11 protein-coding genes and 1 pseudogene are annotated in these 14,161 nt (G+C 71.9%); 11 read left to right on the top strand and 1 reads right to left on the bottom strand.

Translation table 11 applies throughout. The features are described 5' to 3' along the window. Positions 1-463: 463 nt before the first annotated feature. The 11 genes from ACLIN4_RS07780 (at position 464) to ACLIN4_RS07730 (ending at position 13,179) form a co-directional block, all read left to right on the top strand. Entirely contained in the window at positions 464-2,113 is a 1,650-nt protein-coding gene (locus ACLIN4_RS07780) for a CTP synthase (protein WP_043374614.1), read from the top strand. 85 nt (positions 2,114-2,198) lie between these two features. Then, on the top strand, positions 2,199-2,834 hold the full coding sequence (locus tag ACLIN4_RS07775; RefSeq protein ID WP_100048202.1) for an NUDIX domain-containing protein: 636 nt from the start codon (positions 2,199-2,201) through the stop codon (positions 2,832-2,834). Between the two features lie 161 nt (positions 2,835-2,995). Continuing rightward, entirely contained in the window at positions 2,996-5,023 is a 2,028-nt protein-coding gene (locus tag ACLIN4_RS07770) for a tetratricopeptide repeat protein (RefSeq protein WP_289911172.1), read from the top strand. A gap of 141 nt (positions 5,024-5,164) precedes the next feature. Next, positions 5,165-6,280, top strand: a complete 1,116-nt coding sequence (ald, locus tag ACLIN4_RS07765) for an alanine dehydrogenase (RefSeq protein ID WP_107480015.1) — start codon at positions 5,165-5,167, stop codon at positions 6,278-6,280. 387 nt (positions 6,281-6,667) lie between these two features. Further along, positions 6,668-7,798: a ParA family protein gene (locus tag ACLIN4_RS07760; protein WP_167343748.1), complete on the top strand. Its 1,131-nt coding sequence runs from the start codon at positions 6,668-6,670 to the stop codon at positions 7,796-7,798. Beyond that, positions 7,783-8,358, top strand: a complete 576-nt coding sequence (locus ACLIN4_RS07755; RefSeq protein WP_179350490.1) for a hypothetical protein — start codon at positions 7,783-7,785, stop codon at positions 8,356-8,358. Before ACLIN4_RS07760 ends, ACLIN4_RS07755 begins: the two co-directional genes overlap by 16 nt. 18 nt (positions 8,359-8,376) lie before the next feature. Further along, positions 8,377-9,585, top strand: a complete 1,209-nt coding sequence (locus ACLIN4_RS07750; protein ID WP_381913964.1) for a segregation and condensation protein A — start codon at positions 8,377-8,379, stop codon at positions 9,583-9,585. Then, positions 9,582-10,244 carry an SMC-Scp complex subunit ScpB gene (scpB, locus tag ACLIN4_RS07745; RefSeq protein WP_100048204.1) on the top strand — a complete coding sequence of 221 codons (663 nt, stop codon included), beginning with the start codon at positions 9,582-9,584 and terminating at the stop codon, positions 10,242-10,244. Before ACLIN4_RS07750 ends, scpB begins: the two co-directional genes overlap by 4 nt. After that, positions 10,244-11,359 carry a pseudouridine synthase gene (locus tag ACLIN4_RS07740; protein WP_107478196.1) on the top strand — a complete coding sequence of 372 codons (1,116 nt, stop codon included), beginning with the start codon at positions 10,244-10,246 and terminating at the stop codon, positions 11,357-11,359. The genes scpB and ACLIN4_RS07740 overlap by 1 nt, the downstream gene beginning before the upstream one ends. An 81-nt stretch (positions 11,360-11,440) precedes the next feature. Beyond that, positions 11,441-12,160 (top strand): NUDIX hydrolase, encoded by a 720-nt coding sequence (locus ACLIN4_RS07735; RefSeq protein WP_107478195.1) that lies wholly within the window; start codon positions 11,441-11,443, stop codon positions 12,158-12,160. After that, complete coding sequence (locus tag ACLIN4_RS07730) at positions 12,157-13,179, top strand: ADP-ribosylglycohydrolase family protein (protein WP_289911164.1); 1,023 nt, start codon at positions 12,157-12,159, stop codon at positions 13,177-13,179. Before ACLIN4_RS07735 ends, ACLIN4_RS07730 begins: the two co-directional genes overlap by 4 nt. A 218-nt stretch (positions 13,180-13,397) precedes the next feature. Here ACLIN4_RS07730 and ACLIN4_RS07725 read toward each other — a convergent pair. Continuing rightward, positions 13,398-14,140, bottom strand: a pseudogene (locus ACLIN4_RS07725) (DNA polymerase beta superfamily protein). Between the last annotated feature and the right edge of the window lie 21 nt (positions 14,141-14,161).

Here is a 14,161-nt window from a genome sequence, read left to right as displayed (position 1 = left end):
GTCATGTGTCGTTGAGCCATGAAGCAAAGCAGCCGTCCGGCCGTGAAGCCAAACGCTGTGCCACGAACGACAATTGTTGCTCAACGAACTGACGAGCTCTCGTTGTTCCGGTGCTGACGGGCGAGGGGTGGTGCCGTGTCGCCGGGCGGGCTCGGCAGCGAACGTCCGAGCAGGATACGACGCACGTAGATGATCTGTGTGCCGCTCCGGACAACGCGGGTCCGCCGAACGGGTGACCACCGGGTGAGGAATCGGTGAGCCGCGCTCCTGGGTGACGGGATGTGCGCGGAGGGTGGCCGGAAGCCATCGCCCCGCGGCGCTGATACGCTGGTAGCCCGTGGACCGGTGGGAGAAGAACCCCGGAACCGCAGCGACGGCGCCGCCGACGACAACCCGGTTCGACCGGGTCGGACGACGAACGCACCGCACCCCAGACCGCGACCACGGGAGCCCCCTCTTGGCCATGCCGCCCAAATCTTCGACGACCAAGCACATCTTCGTCACCGGGGGTGTCGCCTCCTCGCTCGGCAAGGGGCTGACCGCCTCCAGCCTCGGCATGCTGCTCAAGGCACGGGGTCTGCGCGTCGTGATGCAGAAGCTCGACCCGTACCTCAATGTCGACCCTGGCACGATGAACCCCTTCCAGCACGGTGAGGTGTTCGTCACCAACGACGGCGCCGAGACCGACCTGGACATCGGACACTACGAGCGCTTCCTCGACCGCGACCTGGACGGCTCCGCCAATGTCACTACAGGCCAGGTCTACTCCACGGTGATCGCCAAGGAGCGGCGCGGCGAGTACCTCGGCGACACCGTGCAGGTCATCCCGCACATCACCAACGAGATCAAGCACCGCATCCGCCGCATGGCGACGGACGAGGTCGACGTCGTGATCACCGAGGTCGGCGGCACCGTCGGCGACATCGAGTCGCTGCCGTTCCTCGAGACCGTCCGCCAGGTCCGGCACGAGGTCGGCCGGGACAACGTCTTCGTGGTGCACATCTCGCTCCTGCCCTACATCGGTCCCTCGGGCGAGCTGAAGACCAAGCCCACCCAGCACAGCGTCGCCGCGCTGCGCAACATCGGCATCCAGCCGGACGCCATCGTCCTGCGCTGCGACCGTGAGGTACCCACGGCGATCAAGCGCAAGATCTCCCTGATGTGCGACGTCGACGAGGCCGCCGTGGTGGCCTGCCCCGACGCCCGCTCGATCTACGACATCCCGAAGGTCGTGCACGCCGAGGGCCTGGACGCCTACGTCGTCCGCAAGCTGGACCTGCCGTTCCGCGACGTGGACTGGACGACCTGGGACGACCTGCTCGACCGCGTCCACAAGCCCGCGCACGAGATCACCATGGCTCTGGTCGGCAAGTACATCGACCTGCCCGACGCCTACCTCTCGGTCACCGAGGCCCTGCGGGCCGGCGGCTTCGCCAACCGGGCCCGCGTGAAGATCAAGTGGGTCACGTCCGACGACTGCAAGACCCCGGCCGGCGCCAAGGCGCAGCTCGGTGACGTCGACGCGATCTGCATCCCGGGCGGCTTCGGCGAGCGCGGGGTGACCGGCAAGGTCGGCGCGATCAAGTACGCCCGCGAGAACAAGATCCCGCTGCTGGGCCTGTGCCTGGGCCTGCAGTGCATCGTGGTCGAGGCCGCGCGCAACCTGGCCGGCATCGAGGACGCCAACTCCACCGAGTTCGACCCCGCCACCGCCCACCCCGTCGTCTCCACCATGGCCGAGCAGCTGGACATCGTGGCCGGCGAGGGCGACATGGGCGGCACCATGCGCCTGGGCATGTACCCGGCCAAGCTGGCCGAGGGCTCGATCGTGCGCGAGGTGTACGACGGCAAGGAGTACGTCGAGGAGCGGCACCGCCACCGCTACGAGGTGAACAACGCCTACCGCGCGGAGCTGGAGAAGAAGGCCGGCATCCTCTTCTCGGGCACCTCCCCGGACGGCAAGCTCGTCGAGTACGTCGAGTACCCGCGCGACGTCCACCCCTACCTGGTCGCCACGCAGGCGCACCCGGAGCTGCGCTCGCGCCCGACCCGCCCGCACCCGCTCTTCGCCGGGCTGGTCAAGGCCGCGGTCGAGCGGAAGACGTCGAAGTAACACACCGGTTGTACGGTGGCCGGGGCACGCGCACTCGACGGCGCGGGCCCCGGCTTTTCGCGTACGTCTGGAAGGGCAGGTCAGCATGGCGGGCAGCACGATCAAGGACAGCCACGAGGAGTGGGAGGTCCGGCGGACCGAGACCCCCTTCCGGGGCAAGAAGACCTCCGTGCGCACGGACGAGGTCGTCATGCCCGACGGCTCCGTCGCCTCCCGCGACTACCAGGTCCACCCGGGCTCCGTGGCCGTCCTCGCCCTGGACGACGAGGGACGGGTCATCGTCCTCCGGCAGTACCGGCACCCGGTGCGAGAGAAGCTGTGGGAGATCCCGGCCGGCCTGCTCGACGTCCCCGGCGAGAACCCGCTGCACGCCGCCCAGCGGGAGCTGTACGAGGAGGCGCACGTCAAGGCCGAGGACTGGCGGGTGCTGACCGACGTCTACACCACCCCCGGCGGCTGCGACGAGGCCGTGCGGATCTTCCTCGCCCGAGGCCTCTCCGAGGCCGAGGGCGAGCGCTTCGAGGTCGAGGACGAAGAGGCCGACATGGAGCTGGCGCGGGTGCCCGTCGCGGACCTGGTCCGGGGCGTGCTCGCCGGCGACCTGCACAACAACTGCCTGGTCGTGGGCGTCCTCTCGCTGGTGGCCGCGGAGCAGGGCGACGGTCTCGACACGCTCCGTCCGGCCGAGGCACCGTGGCCGGCGCGCCCGTTCGAGGCCTGAGAACTCCGGGGGCTGCACTGGTGTGACCATCGGTTGATCCGATCGGGGGACGTGCCCGCCCTGCTCCGCCGGGAACGCCGCAACGCGTGAACTAGGCTCGGGAAACGCCCGAACCGGGGTTCCGGCGGGCGCCGGTGTGCGGTGGATCGGGAGTGTGGCCCGTGACGGATCAGGCGGTGGACACGGACGGCGTACGGCTGTCGGAGGACCCTGCTGAGGAGAATCGGTTCCTGGGCCGCACCCGGGAGTTGAAGGAGCTGCGCGCCGACATCGAGCGCGCCGGTCTGGACACCCTCTCCGGCCGCAAGGCCCCCCGCGCGCGCGTGCTGCTCATCGCGGGCCGGCCCGGCTCCGGCCGCACCGCCCTCGCCGAGGAACTGGCCGCCCAGGTCGCGGACGCCTACCCCGACGGCGTGCTGCGCGCCCGGCTGAGCGAGCCGGACGGCACCCGCGTGCCGGTGGCACGGATCGCCCGGGAACTGCTCACCGATCTGGAGTGCGCCACCCCGCCCGGAGCCGACGAGGACGACCTCACCGAGGCCCTGCGCACCGCCCTCGCCGACCGCAGGGTCCTGCTCCTGCTCGACGACGCGGCCGACGCCGAGCAGGTCGACGCCCTGCTGCCGGACACCCCGGAATGCCTGGCCGTCGTCGTCGCCCAGGGCCCGCTGACCGGCATCGCGGACGTCCGCCCGTGCACGCTGGGCGGCCTGGACACCAAGTCGGCGGTGGAGCTGCTGTCCCGGTACACCGGGTCGGTGCGCATCACCGTCGACCCCCGGGCCGCCGAGCAACTGGTCGAGGCGTGCCAGTCCCAGCCGGCCGCACTGACGCTGGCCGGCGGCTGGCTCGCCGCCCGGCCCCAGGCGGCCGTCGCCGACCTCGCCAAGCACGTCCGCGCGGAGGACGGTGAGGGCACGCCGCTGAGCCGGGTCTTCCGGGTCGCCTACGCGGCGCTGCCGAGCCCCGCCGCCCGGATACTGCGACTGCTCTCCCTCGCCCCCGCCGGGATGGTCGACCCGCACACCGCCTCCGCGCTCGCCGGCTGCTCGGTGAACGGCGCCCGCACCACCCTGGACGACTTCGTGGCCCTCGGCATGCTGCGCGCGGTCGACTCGCCGCTGCCCGAGTACGAGGTGCCGGGGTGCCTGCACGACCGGCTGCGCGCCCTCGCCGAGACGCACGACCGGCCCGCCGAGCTCCAGCTCGCCCGCGCCCGGATGCTGGAGCGGACGGTGCGCCTGCTCCAGTCCTGCCGGGCGGTCACCGAGACCGACAGCCCGCAGGCCCGCGAGAAGCTCCTGGACATGCCGCGCGCCCTGCGCTTCCCCACCCCGAGGGCCGCCGCCGACTGGCTGCGCGCCCGCCGGCCCGCCCTCCTGGCCGCGGCCCGGCTGGCGGTCGCCGACGGGGAGCTGGACACTCTCGCCCGCCGGCTGATGTCCCAGCTGGTGCGGGCCATGGTCGCCCACTTCGGCACCCAGGCCGCCGCACCCGACCTGTACGGCATCCACCGCCTCGTCCTCGATGTGGCCGAGCGCCGCGAACTGCCCCGTGAGCAGGCTGCGGCCCTGCTCAACCTCGCCGACCTGGACGCCCGCACCGGCCGCACCACCGAGGCCCTGGTGCGCTACCGGGCCGCGCTCGACGCCGGACGCGAGGCGGACGACCCGTACGCGACCGCCCGCGCGATGGAATCCGTAGGCGGAGCCCATCTCGAGCTGGGGGACTACGACCGGGCCGCCGACTGGTTCGGCCGCGCCCTCGCCCAGCGCCTGGCCCGCGACGAGCGCGCCGACGCCGCCCGGGTGTACGGCCGCCTCGCCACCGCCCACACCTACGCGGGCCGCTACGGCGAGGCGCTGCGGGGCTGGCGAGCCGCGGTCGCCGGGTACCGCAGGACCGGCGATGTGGCCGCCCACGCGCGGGCATTGAGCGAGCTGGCCCGCGTCCAGGAGTACGCCGGACGCCCCGAGGAGTCGCTGCGCACCTGCCAGGAGGCCGTCGAGTGGGCCCGCCGGGCCGAGGACGTCCGGCTCCAGGCGGCACTGCACCTGCGGCTGGCCGACACGCTCGACCGGCTCGGCGACCCGACGGCTGCCGGGCTGCAGCGGGGCGCAGCAGATCGCATGTTGAGGGAAGATCCCGCCGAAGCCTGCGAAATCCGCAGCGTCGGGTCTGAAGATTGATGCTTTGAAAGGCTAGACAGCGGGAACACCTTCATTAGACTGGCTCTGCCGCACGTTCTTGCGGTGTCTCCCGTTGTGCCCATGTGTGCGCGGGTATGTGTAGCTATAGCCCCATCCTCTGAGCCAAGGACCGTGATCGACGTGAAGGTCGGTATCCCCCGCGAGGTCAAGAACAACGAGTTCCGGGTGGCCATCACCCCCGCCGGCGTGCACGAGCTGGTGCGCCACGGTCACCAGGTCGTCATCGAGCGTGACGCCGGTGTGGGCTCCTCGATCCCCAACGACGAGTACGTCGCCGCCGGCGCGCGGATACTCGACACCGCCGACGAGGTCTGGGCCACCGCCGACCTGGTGCTGAAGGTCAAGGAGCCCGTCGCGGAGGAGTACCACCGCCTCCGCAAGGACCAGACGCTCTTCACCTACCTGCACCTGGCCGCCTCCAAGGAGTGCACGGACGCGCTGATCGAGTCCGGCACCACCGCCATCGCCTACGAGACGGTCGAGCTGCCGAACCGCGCGCTGCCGCTGCTCGCCCCGATGTCCGAGGTCGCGGGCCGTATCGCCCCGCAGGTCGGCGCCTACCACCTGATGGCCCCCAACGGCGGCCGCGGCGTGCTGCCCGGCGGCGTGCCGGGTGTGACCCCCGCCAAGGCCGTCGTCATCGGCGGCGGTGTCTCCGGCTGGAACGCCACCCAGATCGCCGTCGGCATGGGCTTCGACGTGACCCTGCTCGACCGCGACATCAACAAGCTGCGCGAGGCCGACAAGATCTTCGGCACCAAGGTCAAGGCCGTCATGTCCAACTCCTTCGAGCTGGAGAAGGCCGTCGTCGACGCCGACCTGGTCATCGGCGCGGTGCTCATCCCGGGCGCCAAGGCTCCGAAGCTGGTCACCAACGAGCTGGTCTCCCGCATGAAGCCGGGAAGTGTTCTTGTCGACATCGCGATCGACCAGGGCGGCTGCTTCGAGGACTCCCACCCGACCACGCACGCCGAGCCGACCTTCAAGGTCCACAACTCGGTCTTCTACTGCGTCGCCAACATGCCGGGCGCGGTGCCGAACACCTCCACCAACGCGCTCACCAACGCCACGCTGCCCTACATCGTCGAGCTGGCCGACCGCGGCTGGGTCGAGGCGCTGCGCCGCGACCCCGCGCTGGCCAAGGGCCTCAACACGCACGACGGCAAGGTGACTTACCGCGAGGTCGCCGAGGCGCACGGCATGGAGTTTGTCGACCCGGCCACCCTGCTCGCCTAAGTCACCAAACGGTAAAGGCGATACGTCAACAGTCGCCGTCAACCCCGCACGCCCGGCCGGACCTTGCCCGACAAGGTCCGGCCAGGTGTGTGTATGGTCACTTTGCGATTCTCGGCCAACTCGCCTCGAACGTAACGCTTCAACCGATTCGCGCACCGGTGAAACCTGCTGTGCGACGGCCGTACGCCCTTGACAGAGGGATGTTTCATTGCCGACACATCGGGCCGGGTCCGGCGGATTGTGTTGCTGCGGACGGCCGACACGCCATAGAGTCGCCGAACGTCGGCATGGTGCCACGCTGACCTGTCTAGAAGTTCCCTGGTCACCAAGGAGGTAAGACGACTTGTGAATGAGTCGACATTTACTCCCGGGGGTGGTCAACCAGGAATGCCTGCACGGGCCCACGGCCCCGGGCGTCTCGAGGCTGTCGGCTCCGTTGCTGTACGTACCTTCGCAGCCGCCCACCCGAGTCCGCAGGCAACTCAGACAGCACACATGAGTATGGATGGCCAACACGTGAACGCCATGGCCGGCGACGGAAGTGGCGCGCCCCGCAACCACTTCGCCGACTACGACGAACTGCCCGAGGGGCACTTCTACGATCCGGACGCGGAGTACGAGCCCGATCCCGAGTACGCGGCGACGCTCGCGCCCGACGCGGCCCGTCAGCGCCGTGAGCGCATCGGTCCCACCGGACGCCCGCTGCCGTACTTCCCGATCCCGGGCCCGCTGACCGATCACGGCCCCGCCAAGATCATCGCGATGTGCAACCAGAAGGGCGGCGTCGGCAAGACCACGTCGACCATCAATCTGGGTGCCGCGCTCGCCGAGTACGGGCGCCGGGTGCTGCTCGTCGACTTCGACCCGCAGGGCGCGCTGTCGGTCGGTCTCGGCGTCAACCCGATGGAGCTCGACCTCACCGTCTACAACCTGCTCATGGAGCGGGGCATGGCGGCCGACGAGGTGCTGCTGAAGACGGCGGTCCCCAACATGGACCTGCTGCCCAGCAACATCGACCTGTCGGCGGCCGAGGTCCAGCTGGTGAGCGAGGTCGCGCGCGAGTCCACCCTCCAGCGGGCGCTGAAGCCGCTGATGGACGACTACGACTTCATCGTGATCGACTGCCAGCCCTCGCTCGGCCTGCTGACGGTGAACGCCCTGACGGCCGCGCACAAGGTGATCGTGCCGCTGGAGTGCGAGTTCTTCGCGCTGCGCGGTGTGGCGCTGCTGACCGAGACCATCGAGAAGGTCCAGGAGCGGCTCAACCCCGACCTGGAGCTCGACGGCATCCTCGCCACGATGTACGACTCGCGCACGGTGCACAGCCGTGAGGTGCTCGCACGTGTGGTCGAGGCGTTCGACGACCACGTCTACCACACGGTCATCGGGCGCACGGTCCGCTTCCCGGAGACCACGGTCGCCGGTGAGCCGATCACCACGTACGCCTCCAACTCCGTCGGTGCCGCCGCCTACCGCCAGCTCGCCAGGGAGGTGCTCGCCCGGTGTCACGCCGAGTGAGTCTGCCGGGGGCCGACGAACTCTTCCGTACGACAGGGGGAACGGCGCTCCAGGCGTCCTCCCCGCGGCGACCGGCCAACGGGGAAGCCCGGGTACCGGCACCGGCGGGGGAGAGCGACCAGGCCGCCGCCGAGGACGCACCGCAGTCGGTGCCCGCGCAGGGCGGTGACGGCGAGGGCGCCGAGCACGCCGCGGCGGACGCGGAACAGGGCTCGGCGGGCGAGTCGCGCAGCCGTGGCGCGGAGCGCTCCGCGCGGGGCGCCGGAGCGGGCGGGGGCGCGCAGGAAGGTTCTGCCGCCGCCCAGCCCCAGTCCCGCAAGCGCGGCCGGGCCGCCGCACGCCGGCCCAGCGGCCGTGAGCGCCACGACGAGAAGATCACCGTCTACGTCTCCGCCGAGGAGCTGATGGACCTCGAGCACGCCCGCCTGGTGCTCCGGGGCGAGCACGGACTGGCCGTCGACCGCGGCCGCATCGTCCGCGAGGCCGTCGCCGTCGTCCTCGCCGACCTGGAGACCCGGGGGGACGCCAGCATCCTCGTACGACGGCTGCGGGGACGGTAGCGGTAGCCTGCGGGGGCCATGACCTCGTACGACGCCTCCCGCCCCGGCGCCCGCGCCGGCCGTCGGCGTGCGCTGGGCCGGGGGCCGGGCGAGCGGCCGGCCGGGCCGGTGCCGCCGGTCCCGGACGCGTCCGGTGCGACCGCGGGGGCCGAGCCGCCCGGAGAGGCGCCCGTCGGAACGGGGCCGTCCGGCCCCGGGACGGACCCCGGGACCACCGTCGCGACCGAGGCGGAGACCGCTCCTGAAGGCCGCCTCGGCTCCCCGCGGGGCGCTGGAGCGCCCGTGGACGCACAGACACCGGACGGTCCGCCTCCGGGGCACACAGGGCTTCCCCGCACCCCGCCGGGCGAGGACACCCGGCCGTCGGCGGACGCGGAGGCGCCGCACGCCCTCCCCGAGGCCGCGCCCGGCGAGGGCGACGGCGTCTTCAAGGTGCGGCTCGCCAACTTCGAGGGGCCGTTCGACCTGCTCCTCCAGTTGATCTCCAAGCACAAGCTGGACGTCACCGAGGTCGCCCTGTCCAAGGTGACCGACGAGTTCATGGCGCACATCCGCGCGCTGGGCCCGGACTGGGACCTCGACGAGACGACCGAGTTCCTGGTGGTCGCGGCCACGCTGCTCGACCTCAAGGCGGCCCGGCTGCTGCCCGCCGCCGAGGTGGAGGACGAGGCCGACCTCGCGCTCCTGGAAGCCCGCGACCTGCTCTTCGCGCGGCTGCTCCAGTACCGCGCTTACAAGCAGATCGCGGAGATCTTCAACGAACGGCTGGACGCCGAGGCCCGCCGCTACCCGCGCACCGTCGGCCTGGAGCCCCACCACGCCGAGCTGCTGCCCGAGGTCGTGATCAGCATCGGTCCGGAGGGCTTCGCCAAGCTCGCCGTGAAGGCGATGCAGCCCAAGCCCAAGCCGCAGGTGTACGTGGAGCACATCCACGCGCCGCTGGTCAGCGTGCAGGAGCAGGCCGGGATCGTCGTCGCGCGGCTGAAGGAGCTGGGCGAGGCCAGCTTCCGGGTCCTGGTCGAGGACACCGAGGACACGCTGACCGTCGTGGCCCGCTTCCTGGCGCTGCTGGAGCTGTACCGGGAGAAGGCCGTCGCCTTGGACCAGGAGACCGCGCTCGGCGACCTGCTGGTGCGCTGGACCGGCGGGGACGGGGACACCGAACCGGTGGTGACCGACGAGTTCGACCGGCCGCCCGAGGCGCCGAAGGAGGAGCAGAAGGCGTGAGTGAAGAGACCACCGAGACCACCGGGGCCCCGGGCGGGCCGGCCGCGGTCGCCGCCCTCGCCCTCAAGCCCGCGCTCGAAGCCGTTCTCATGGTCGTGGACGAGCCCGCGACCGAGGAGCACCTCGCGAAGATACTCCAGCGGCCCCGGCGGCAGGTCGCGGACGCCCTGCGCGAGCTGGCCGACGAGTACACCGTGCAGGGGCGCGGCTTCGAGCTGCGCCTGATCGCGGGCGGCTGGCGCTTCTACAGCCGCCCCGAGTACGCGGCCGCCGTCGAGGGCTTCGTCCTGGACGGTCAGCACGCCCGCCTCACCCAGGCCGCCCTGGAGACCCTCGCCGTCGTCGCCTACCGCCAGCCGGTCAGCCGCAGCCGCGTCTCCGCGGTGCGCGGTGTGAACTGCGACGGTGTGATGCGCACCCTCCTCCAGCGGGGTCTGGTCGAGGAGGCGGGCACGGAACCCGAAACAGGTGCGATCCTGTACGTGACGACGAACTACTTCCTGGAGCGGATGGGCCTGCGCGGCCTGGACGAGCTCCCGGAGCTCGCGCCCTTCCTCCCGGAGGCGGCGGCGATCGAGTCCGAGACGCTGGAAGGGGTCCCGTCGTTCGATCCGGACGCCCCGGATTCCGAGGACGCAGACGACAAGACGGAACTTTGATGCGAAGCAGCAGCGGCAGGAACAGCAGCGGAAACAACGGCGGGAGCCGTGGTGGCAACAGCGGCGGCCGCGGCGGGAGCGGCGGTGGCCGCGGTAACTACCGCGGCGCCGGGAACAACCGCGACGACAAGCAGGGCGGTCGTCCGAGGAAGCCGCGCCCGGAGGAGCGGCGCTACGACGTGGGGCCCGGCGCCACGAAGGACGGTCCGAAGTCGGGCCGCGGCCCCGCGGCCCGGGGCGGTGCCAAGGGCGGGCCGAAGAAGCCCCTGCAGCGGGGGCGCTCGGTGCCGGCCACGTCCCGCGAGTACGAGGCGCGGGCCGAGGAGCGCAACCGGGAGCGGTACGCGGGCAAGAAGGACGTCAAGCTGCCCAAGACCTTCCCGGGCGCCGAGCAGGAGGGCGAGCGGCTGCAGAAGGTCCTCGCGCGCGCGGGCTACGGCTCCCGGCGGGCCTGCGAGGAGCTGATCGAGCAGGCGCGCGTCGAGGTCAACGGCGAGATCGTCCTCGAGCAGGGCAAGCGGGTCGACCCGGAGAAGGACGAGGTCAAGGTCGACGGCCTGACCGTCGCCACGCAGTCGTACCAGTTCTTCTCGCTCAACAAGCCCGCCGGTGTCGTCTCCACCATGGAGGACCCGGACGGCCGCCAGTGCCTGGGCGACTACGTCACGAACCGCGAGACCCGCCTCTTCCACGTCGGCCGCCTCGACACCGAGACCGAGGGCGTCATCCTGCTCACCAACCACGGCGAGCTGGCACACCGCCTGACCCATCCCCGGTACGGCGTGAAGAAGACCTATCTCGCGCACATCGTGGGCCCGATCCCGCGCGACCTCGGCAAGCGCCTCAAGGACGGCATCCAGCTGGAGGACGGGTACGCGCGCGCGGACCACTTCCGCGTCGTCGAGCAGACCGGCAAGAACTACCTGGTCGAGGTCACCCTCCACGAGGGCCGCAAGCACATCGTCCGCCGGATGCTGGCCGAGGCCGGCTTCCCGGTCGACAAGCTGGTGCGCACCGCCTTCGGCCCGATCACGCTGGGCGACCAGAAGTCGGGCTGGCTGCGCCGGCTGTCCAACACGGAGGTCGGGATGCTGATGCAGGAGGTCGACCTCTAGACCGCCTGGACCGCCGTACGGGCTTGTGCGCCTGAGCCACCCTCTTTATAGTCGTAGTGACTATTAAGGGGGTGGCCGGTCATGCGCGGCTACGACAGGCACGCTTTCGAGCCCTTCGCGGTCACCGTCGACCTCGCCGTCCTCACGCTCCGCGCGGACGCGCTGCACGTGCTGCTCGTCGAACGCGGACAGGAGCCGTACGCCGGCCGCTGGGCGCTGCCCGGCGGCTTCCTGCTGCCCGAGGAGTCGGCGGAGACGGCGGCCCGGCGCGAGCTGGCCGAGGAGACCGGCCTCGCGGACGTGACCGGGCTGCACCTGGAGCAGCTGCGCACCTACAGCGAGCCCGACCGCGACCCCCGCATGCGGGTGGTGTCCGTCGCGTTCGCCGCGCTGCTGCCCGACCCACCCGAACCGCACGGCGGCGGTGACGCCTCGCAGGCCCGCTGGGTGCCGTACGACGCCGCGGTGGACCTCGCCTTCGACCACGACCGGATCCTGGCCGACGCCCGGCAGCGCGTCGGCGCCAAGCTGGAGTACACCTGCCTGGCCACCGCCTTCTGCCCGGCCGAGTTCACGCTCGGCGAGCTGCAACAGGTCTACGAGACGGTGTGGGGCACGGCCCTGGACCGGCCCAACTTCCGCCGCAAGGTGCTCGCGACCCCGGGCTTCGTCGAAGCGGTCCCCGGCGCCGCCCGCCTCACCGGGGGCCGCGGCAAACCGGCCGCGCTCTACCGCGCGGGCCCCGCCACCACCCTGCACCCGCCCCTGCTCCGCGCCCCTCGGGAAGGACGCCCCGCATGACCACGACCACCGTCACCAAGCGCGCCGCCACCGGAGCGCTCACCGGGCTCGCCCTCGGCGACGCGCTGGGCTTCCCCACCGAGTTCAACGACGTCCCGTCGATCCTCGCCAAGTTCGGCCCCTGGCGGGAGATGCAGCTGCCCCGGCCCGCGATCGTCACCGACGACACGCAGATGACGCTGGCGCTGGGGAAGGGGCTGCGGACGGCGATGGACCGGGGGCCGCTCGGGCCCAAGCGCATGGAACGGCCGGTGCGCGAGGAGTTCGTCGACTGGTACCAGTCACCGGAGAACAACCGGGCGCCGGGCAACACCTGCCTGCGCGCCTGCGACCTCCTCAAGACGCCGGACCGCCCCTGGCAGGACGCCAGCCAGGTCCACTCCAAGGGCTGCGGCGCCAACATGCGCGTTGCCCCCGTCGGACTCGCCCCCGGTCTCAGCGACGAACAGCGCGCGGGAGCCGCCCAGTTCCAGTCAGCGCTCACCCACGGGCACCCGACCGCGCTCGCCGCCTCCGACCTCACCGCGCACGCCGTACGGCTGCTCGCCGAGGGCGCCGAACCGACCGGACTGGTCGGGCTGCTGCGGTCGTACGCCTACGACAACCGCACCCGCTACCACGAGCGCTGGCTCGGCGACCTGTGGACCCGCACCCAGGACCCGACCCCCGAGCACTTCATCGCCCGCGGCTGGGACGAGTGCCTGGCGATACTCGACCGGCTCCGGGAGGCGGTGCGCACGGTCTCGCCGGAGACCGACCCGTGCCTGGTGGTCGGCGAGGGCTGGATCGCCGAGGAGGCCATGGCGGCCGGGCTGCTCTGCTTCCTGCTCTTCGTCGACGAGCCGCTGACCGCCCTGCGCCGCGCCGCCTGCACCTCCGGCGACTCCGACTCCATCGCCTGCCTCGCGGGCGCCTTCGCCGGCGCGTACCTGGGCGCCGACGCCTGGCCCGCCGAGTGGGCCGACCGCATCGAGTACCGGGCCGACCTGCTGTCCCTCGGAGCGCTCTGGGACGCTTGATCACAAGATCGACGCCCTCGACATCGACCTGGCCCCGGTCGTGGCCGACCAGCCCTTTCCGGTGCTGTTCGCCACCGTCTCCGGCGCCCACCTCTACGGCTTCCCCTCTGATCGCCGCCAAGGCCGAGCGTGGGCACGGGGACACGGGCGTCGACCACGCGCGCGTGCGGGCCGACATGGAGCGGCTGCACGGCGTGCTGGACGCGGCGCAGGCGGCGTCAGCGCTGCCCGACGCCCCCGCCGCGTACGACGCCCTGCACGACTTCGTCGTACGGACGCGGCTGGAGAGCTGAGGCCCGGCGGACGCGGACGAGGAAGTCCTCGACGCGGCGCCGGTCCGGTTCGGCGGGCAGCGGGCTGCCGGGAGCGGCCCGCTCGGCCTCCTCCGCCAGGCGGGTCATCCGGGCCTCGACCTCCGGCCAGGGCACCTCGCCGCGCTTCACGGCGAGCAGCGAATCGCGCCGGTCGCCGACGTCGACGGTGAGGGTGCCCGTGCGCAGCAGGTCGCGGGCGGACGTCGCAGCCGCAGCAGGTGCATCGCGTGCTTCCAGCGCGGGGCGCCGTGGGTGCGCACGTCGGCGTCGAGCTTGCGGCGCTGGCCGTGCGCGTACCGCGTGAACGTCTCGTGGACCCGGCGGGAGAGGAACGCGCCGCGCAGGGCGAGGAGTTCGCGGCCGGTCTCGTCGGCGTACTCGACGAGCGGGGAGTGCAGGCACTCCAGGATGTTCGGGTTCGCGCGCAGGGCCAGCTCGCAGAAGCGCTCCAGCTCCCAGCTGAACTGCTCCTCGGCCGGGCCCTCCACGTGCGTCGGCGGCTTCTCGAAGCGCCAGAACAGGGGCGTCGGGGCGAGGAACACACCCCGGCGGTCCGTGTCGCTGTCCTCCGTCGCCAGACCGAAGGCGCGGGAGCCCATGACACAGGCGTAGATCGTGTGGTCGCGCACCAGGGTCTCGGGGTCCATGCCGGGAGCGTACGCGGGCGG

This window comes from Streptomyces mutabilis, from assembly GCF_046628145.1.
Taxonomy (GTDB): Bacteria; Actinomycetota; Actinomycetes; order Streptomycetales; family Streptomycetaceae; genus Streptomyces; species Streptomyces mutabilis.
The sequence above is the reverse complement of the archived record's forward strand: the minus strand, read 5'-3'. Positions and strand labels throughout refer to the sequence as shown.

What these genes read in the sequence shown, in the direction of transcription:
- ACLIN4_RS07780 (WP_043374614.1), top strand. Translation starts at nt 464, where the DNA reads ATGCCGCCCAAATCTTCGACGACCAAGCACATCTTCGTCACCGGGGGT.
- ACLIN4_RS07775 (WP_100048202.1), top strand. Translation starts at nt 2,199, where the DNA reads ATGGCGGGCAGCACGATCAAGGACAGCCACGAGGAGTGGGAGGTCCGG.
- ACLIN4_RS07760 (WP_167343748.1), top strand. Translation starts at nt 6,668, where the DNA reads ATGCCTGCACGGGCCCACGGCCCCGGGCGTCTCGAGGCTGTCGGCTCC.
- ACLIN4_RS07750 (WP_381913964.1), top strand. Translation starts at nt 8,377, where the DNA reads ATGACCTCGTACGACGCCTCCCGCCCCGGCGCCCGCGCCGGCCGTCGG.
- ACLIN4_RS07740 (WP_107478196.1), top strand. Translation starts at nt 10,244, where the DNA reads ATGCGAAGCAGCAGCGGCAGGAACAGCAGCGGAAACAACGGCGGGAGC.
- ACLIN4_RS07735 (WP_107478195.1), top strand. Translation starts at nt 11,441, where the DNA reads ATGCGCGGCTACGACAGGCACGCTTTCGAGCCCTTCGCGGTCACCGTC.
- ACLIN4_RS07730 (WP_289911164.1), top strand. Translation starts at nt 12,157, where the DNA reads ATGACCACGACCACCGTCACCAAGCGCGCCGCCACCGGAGCGCTCACC.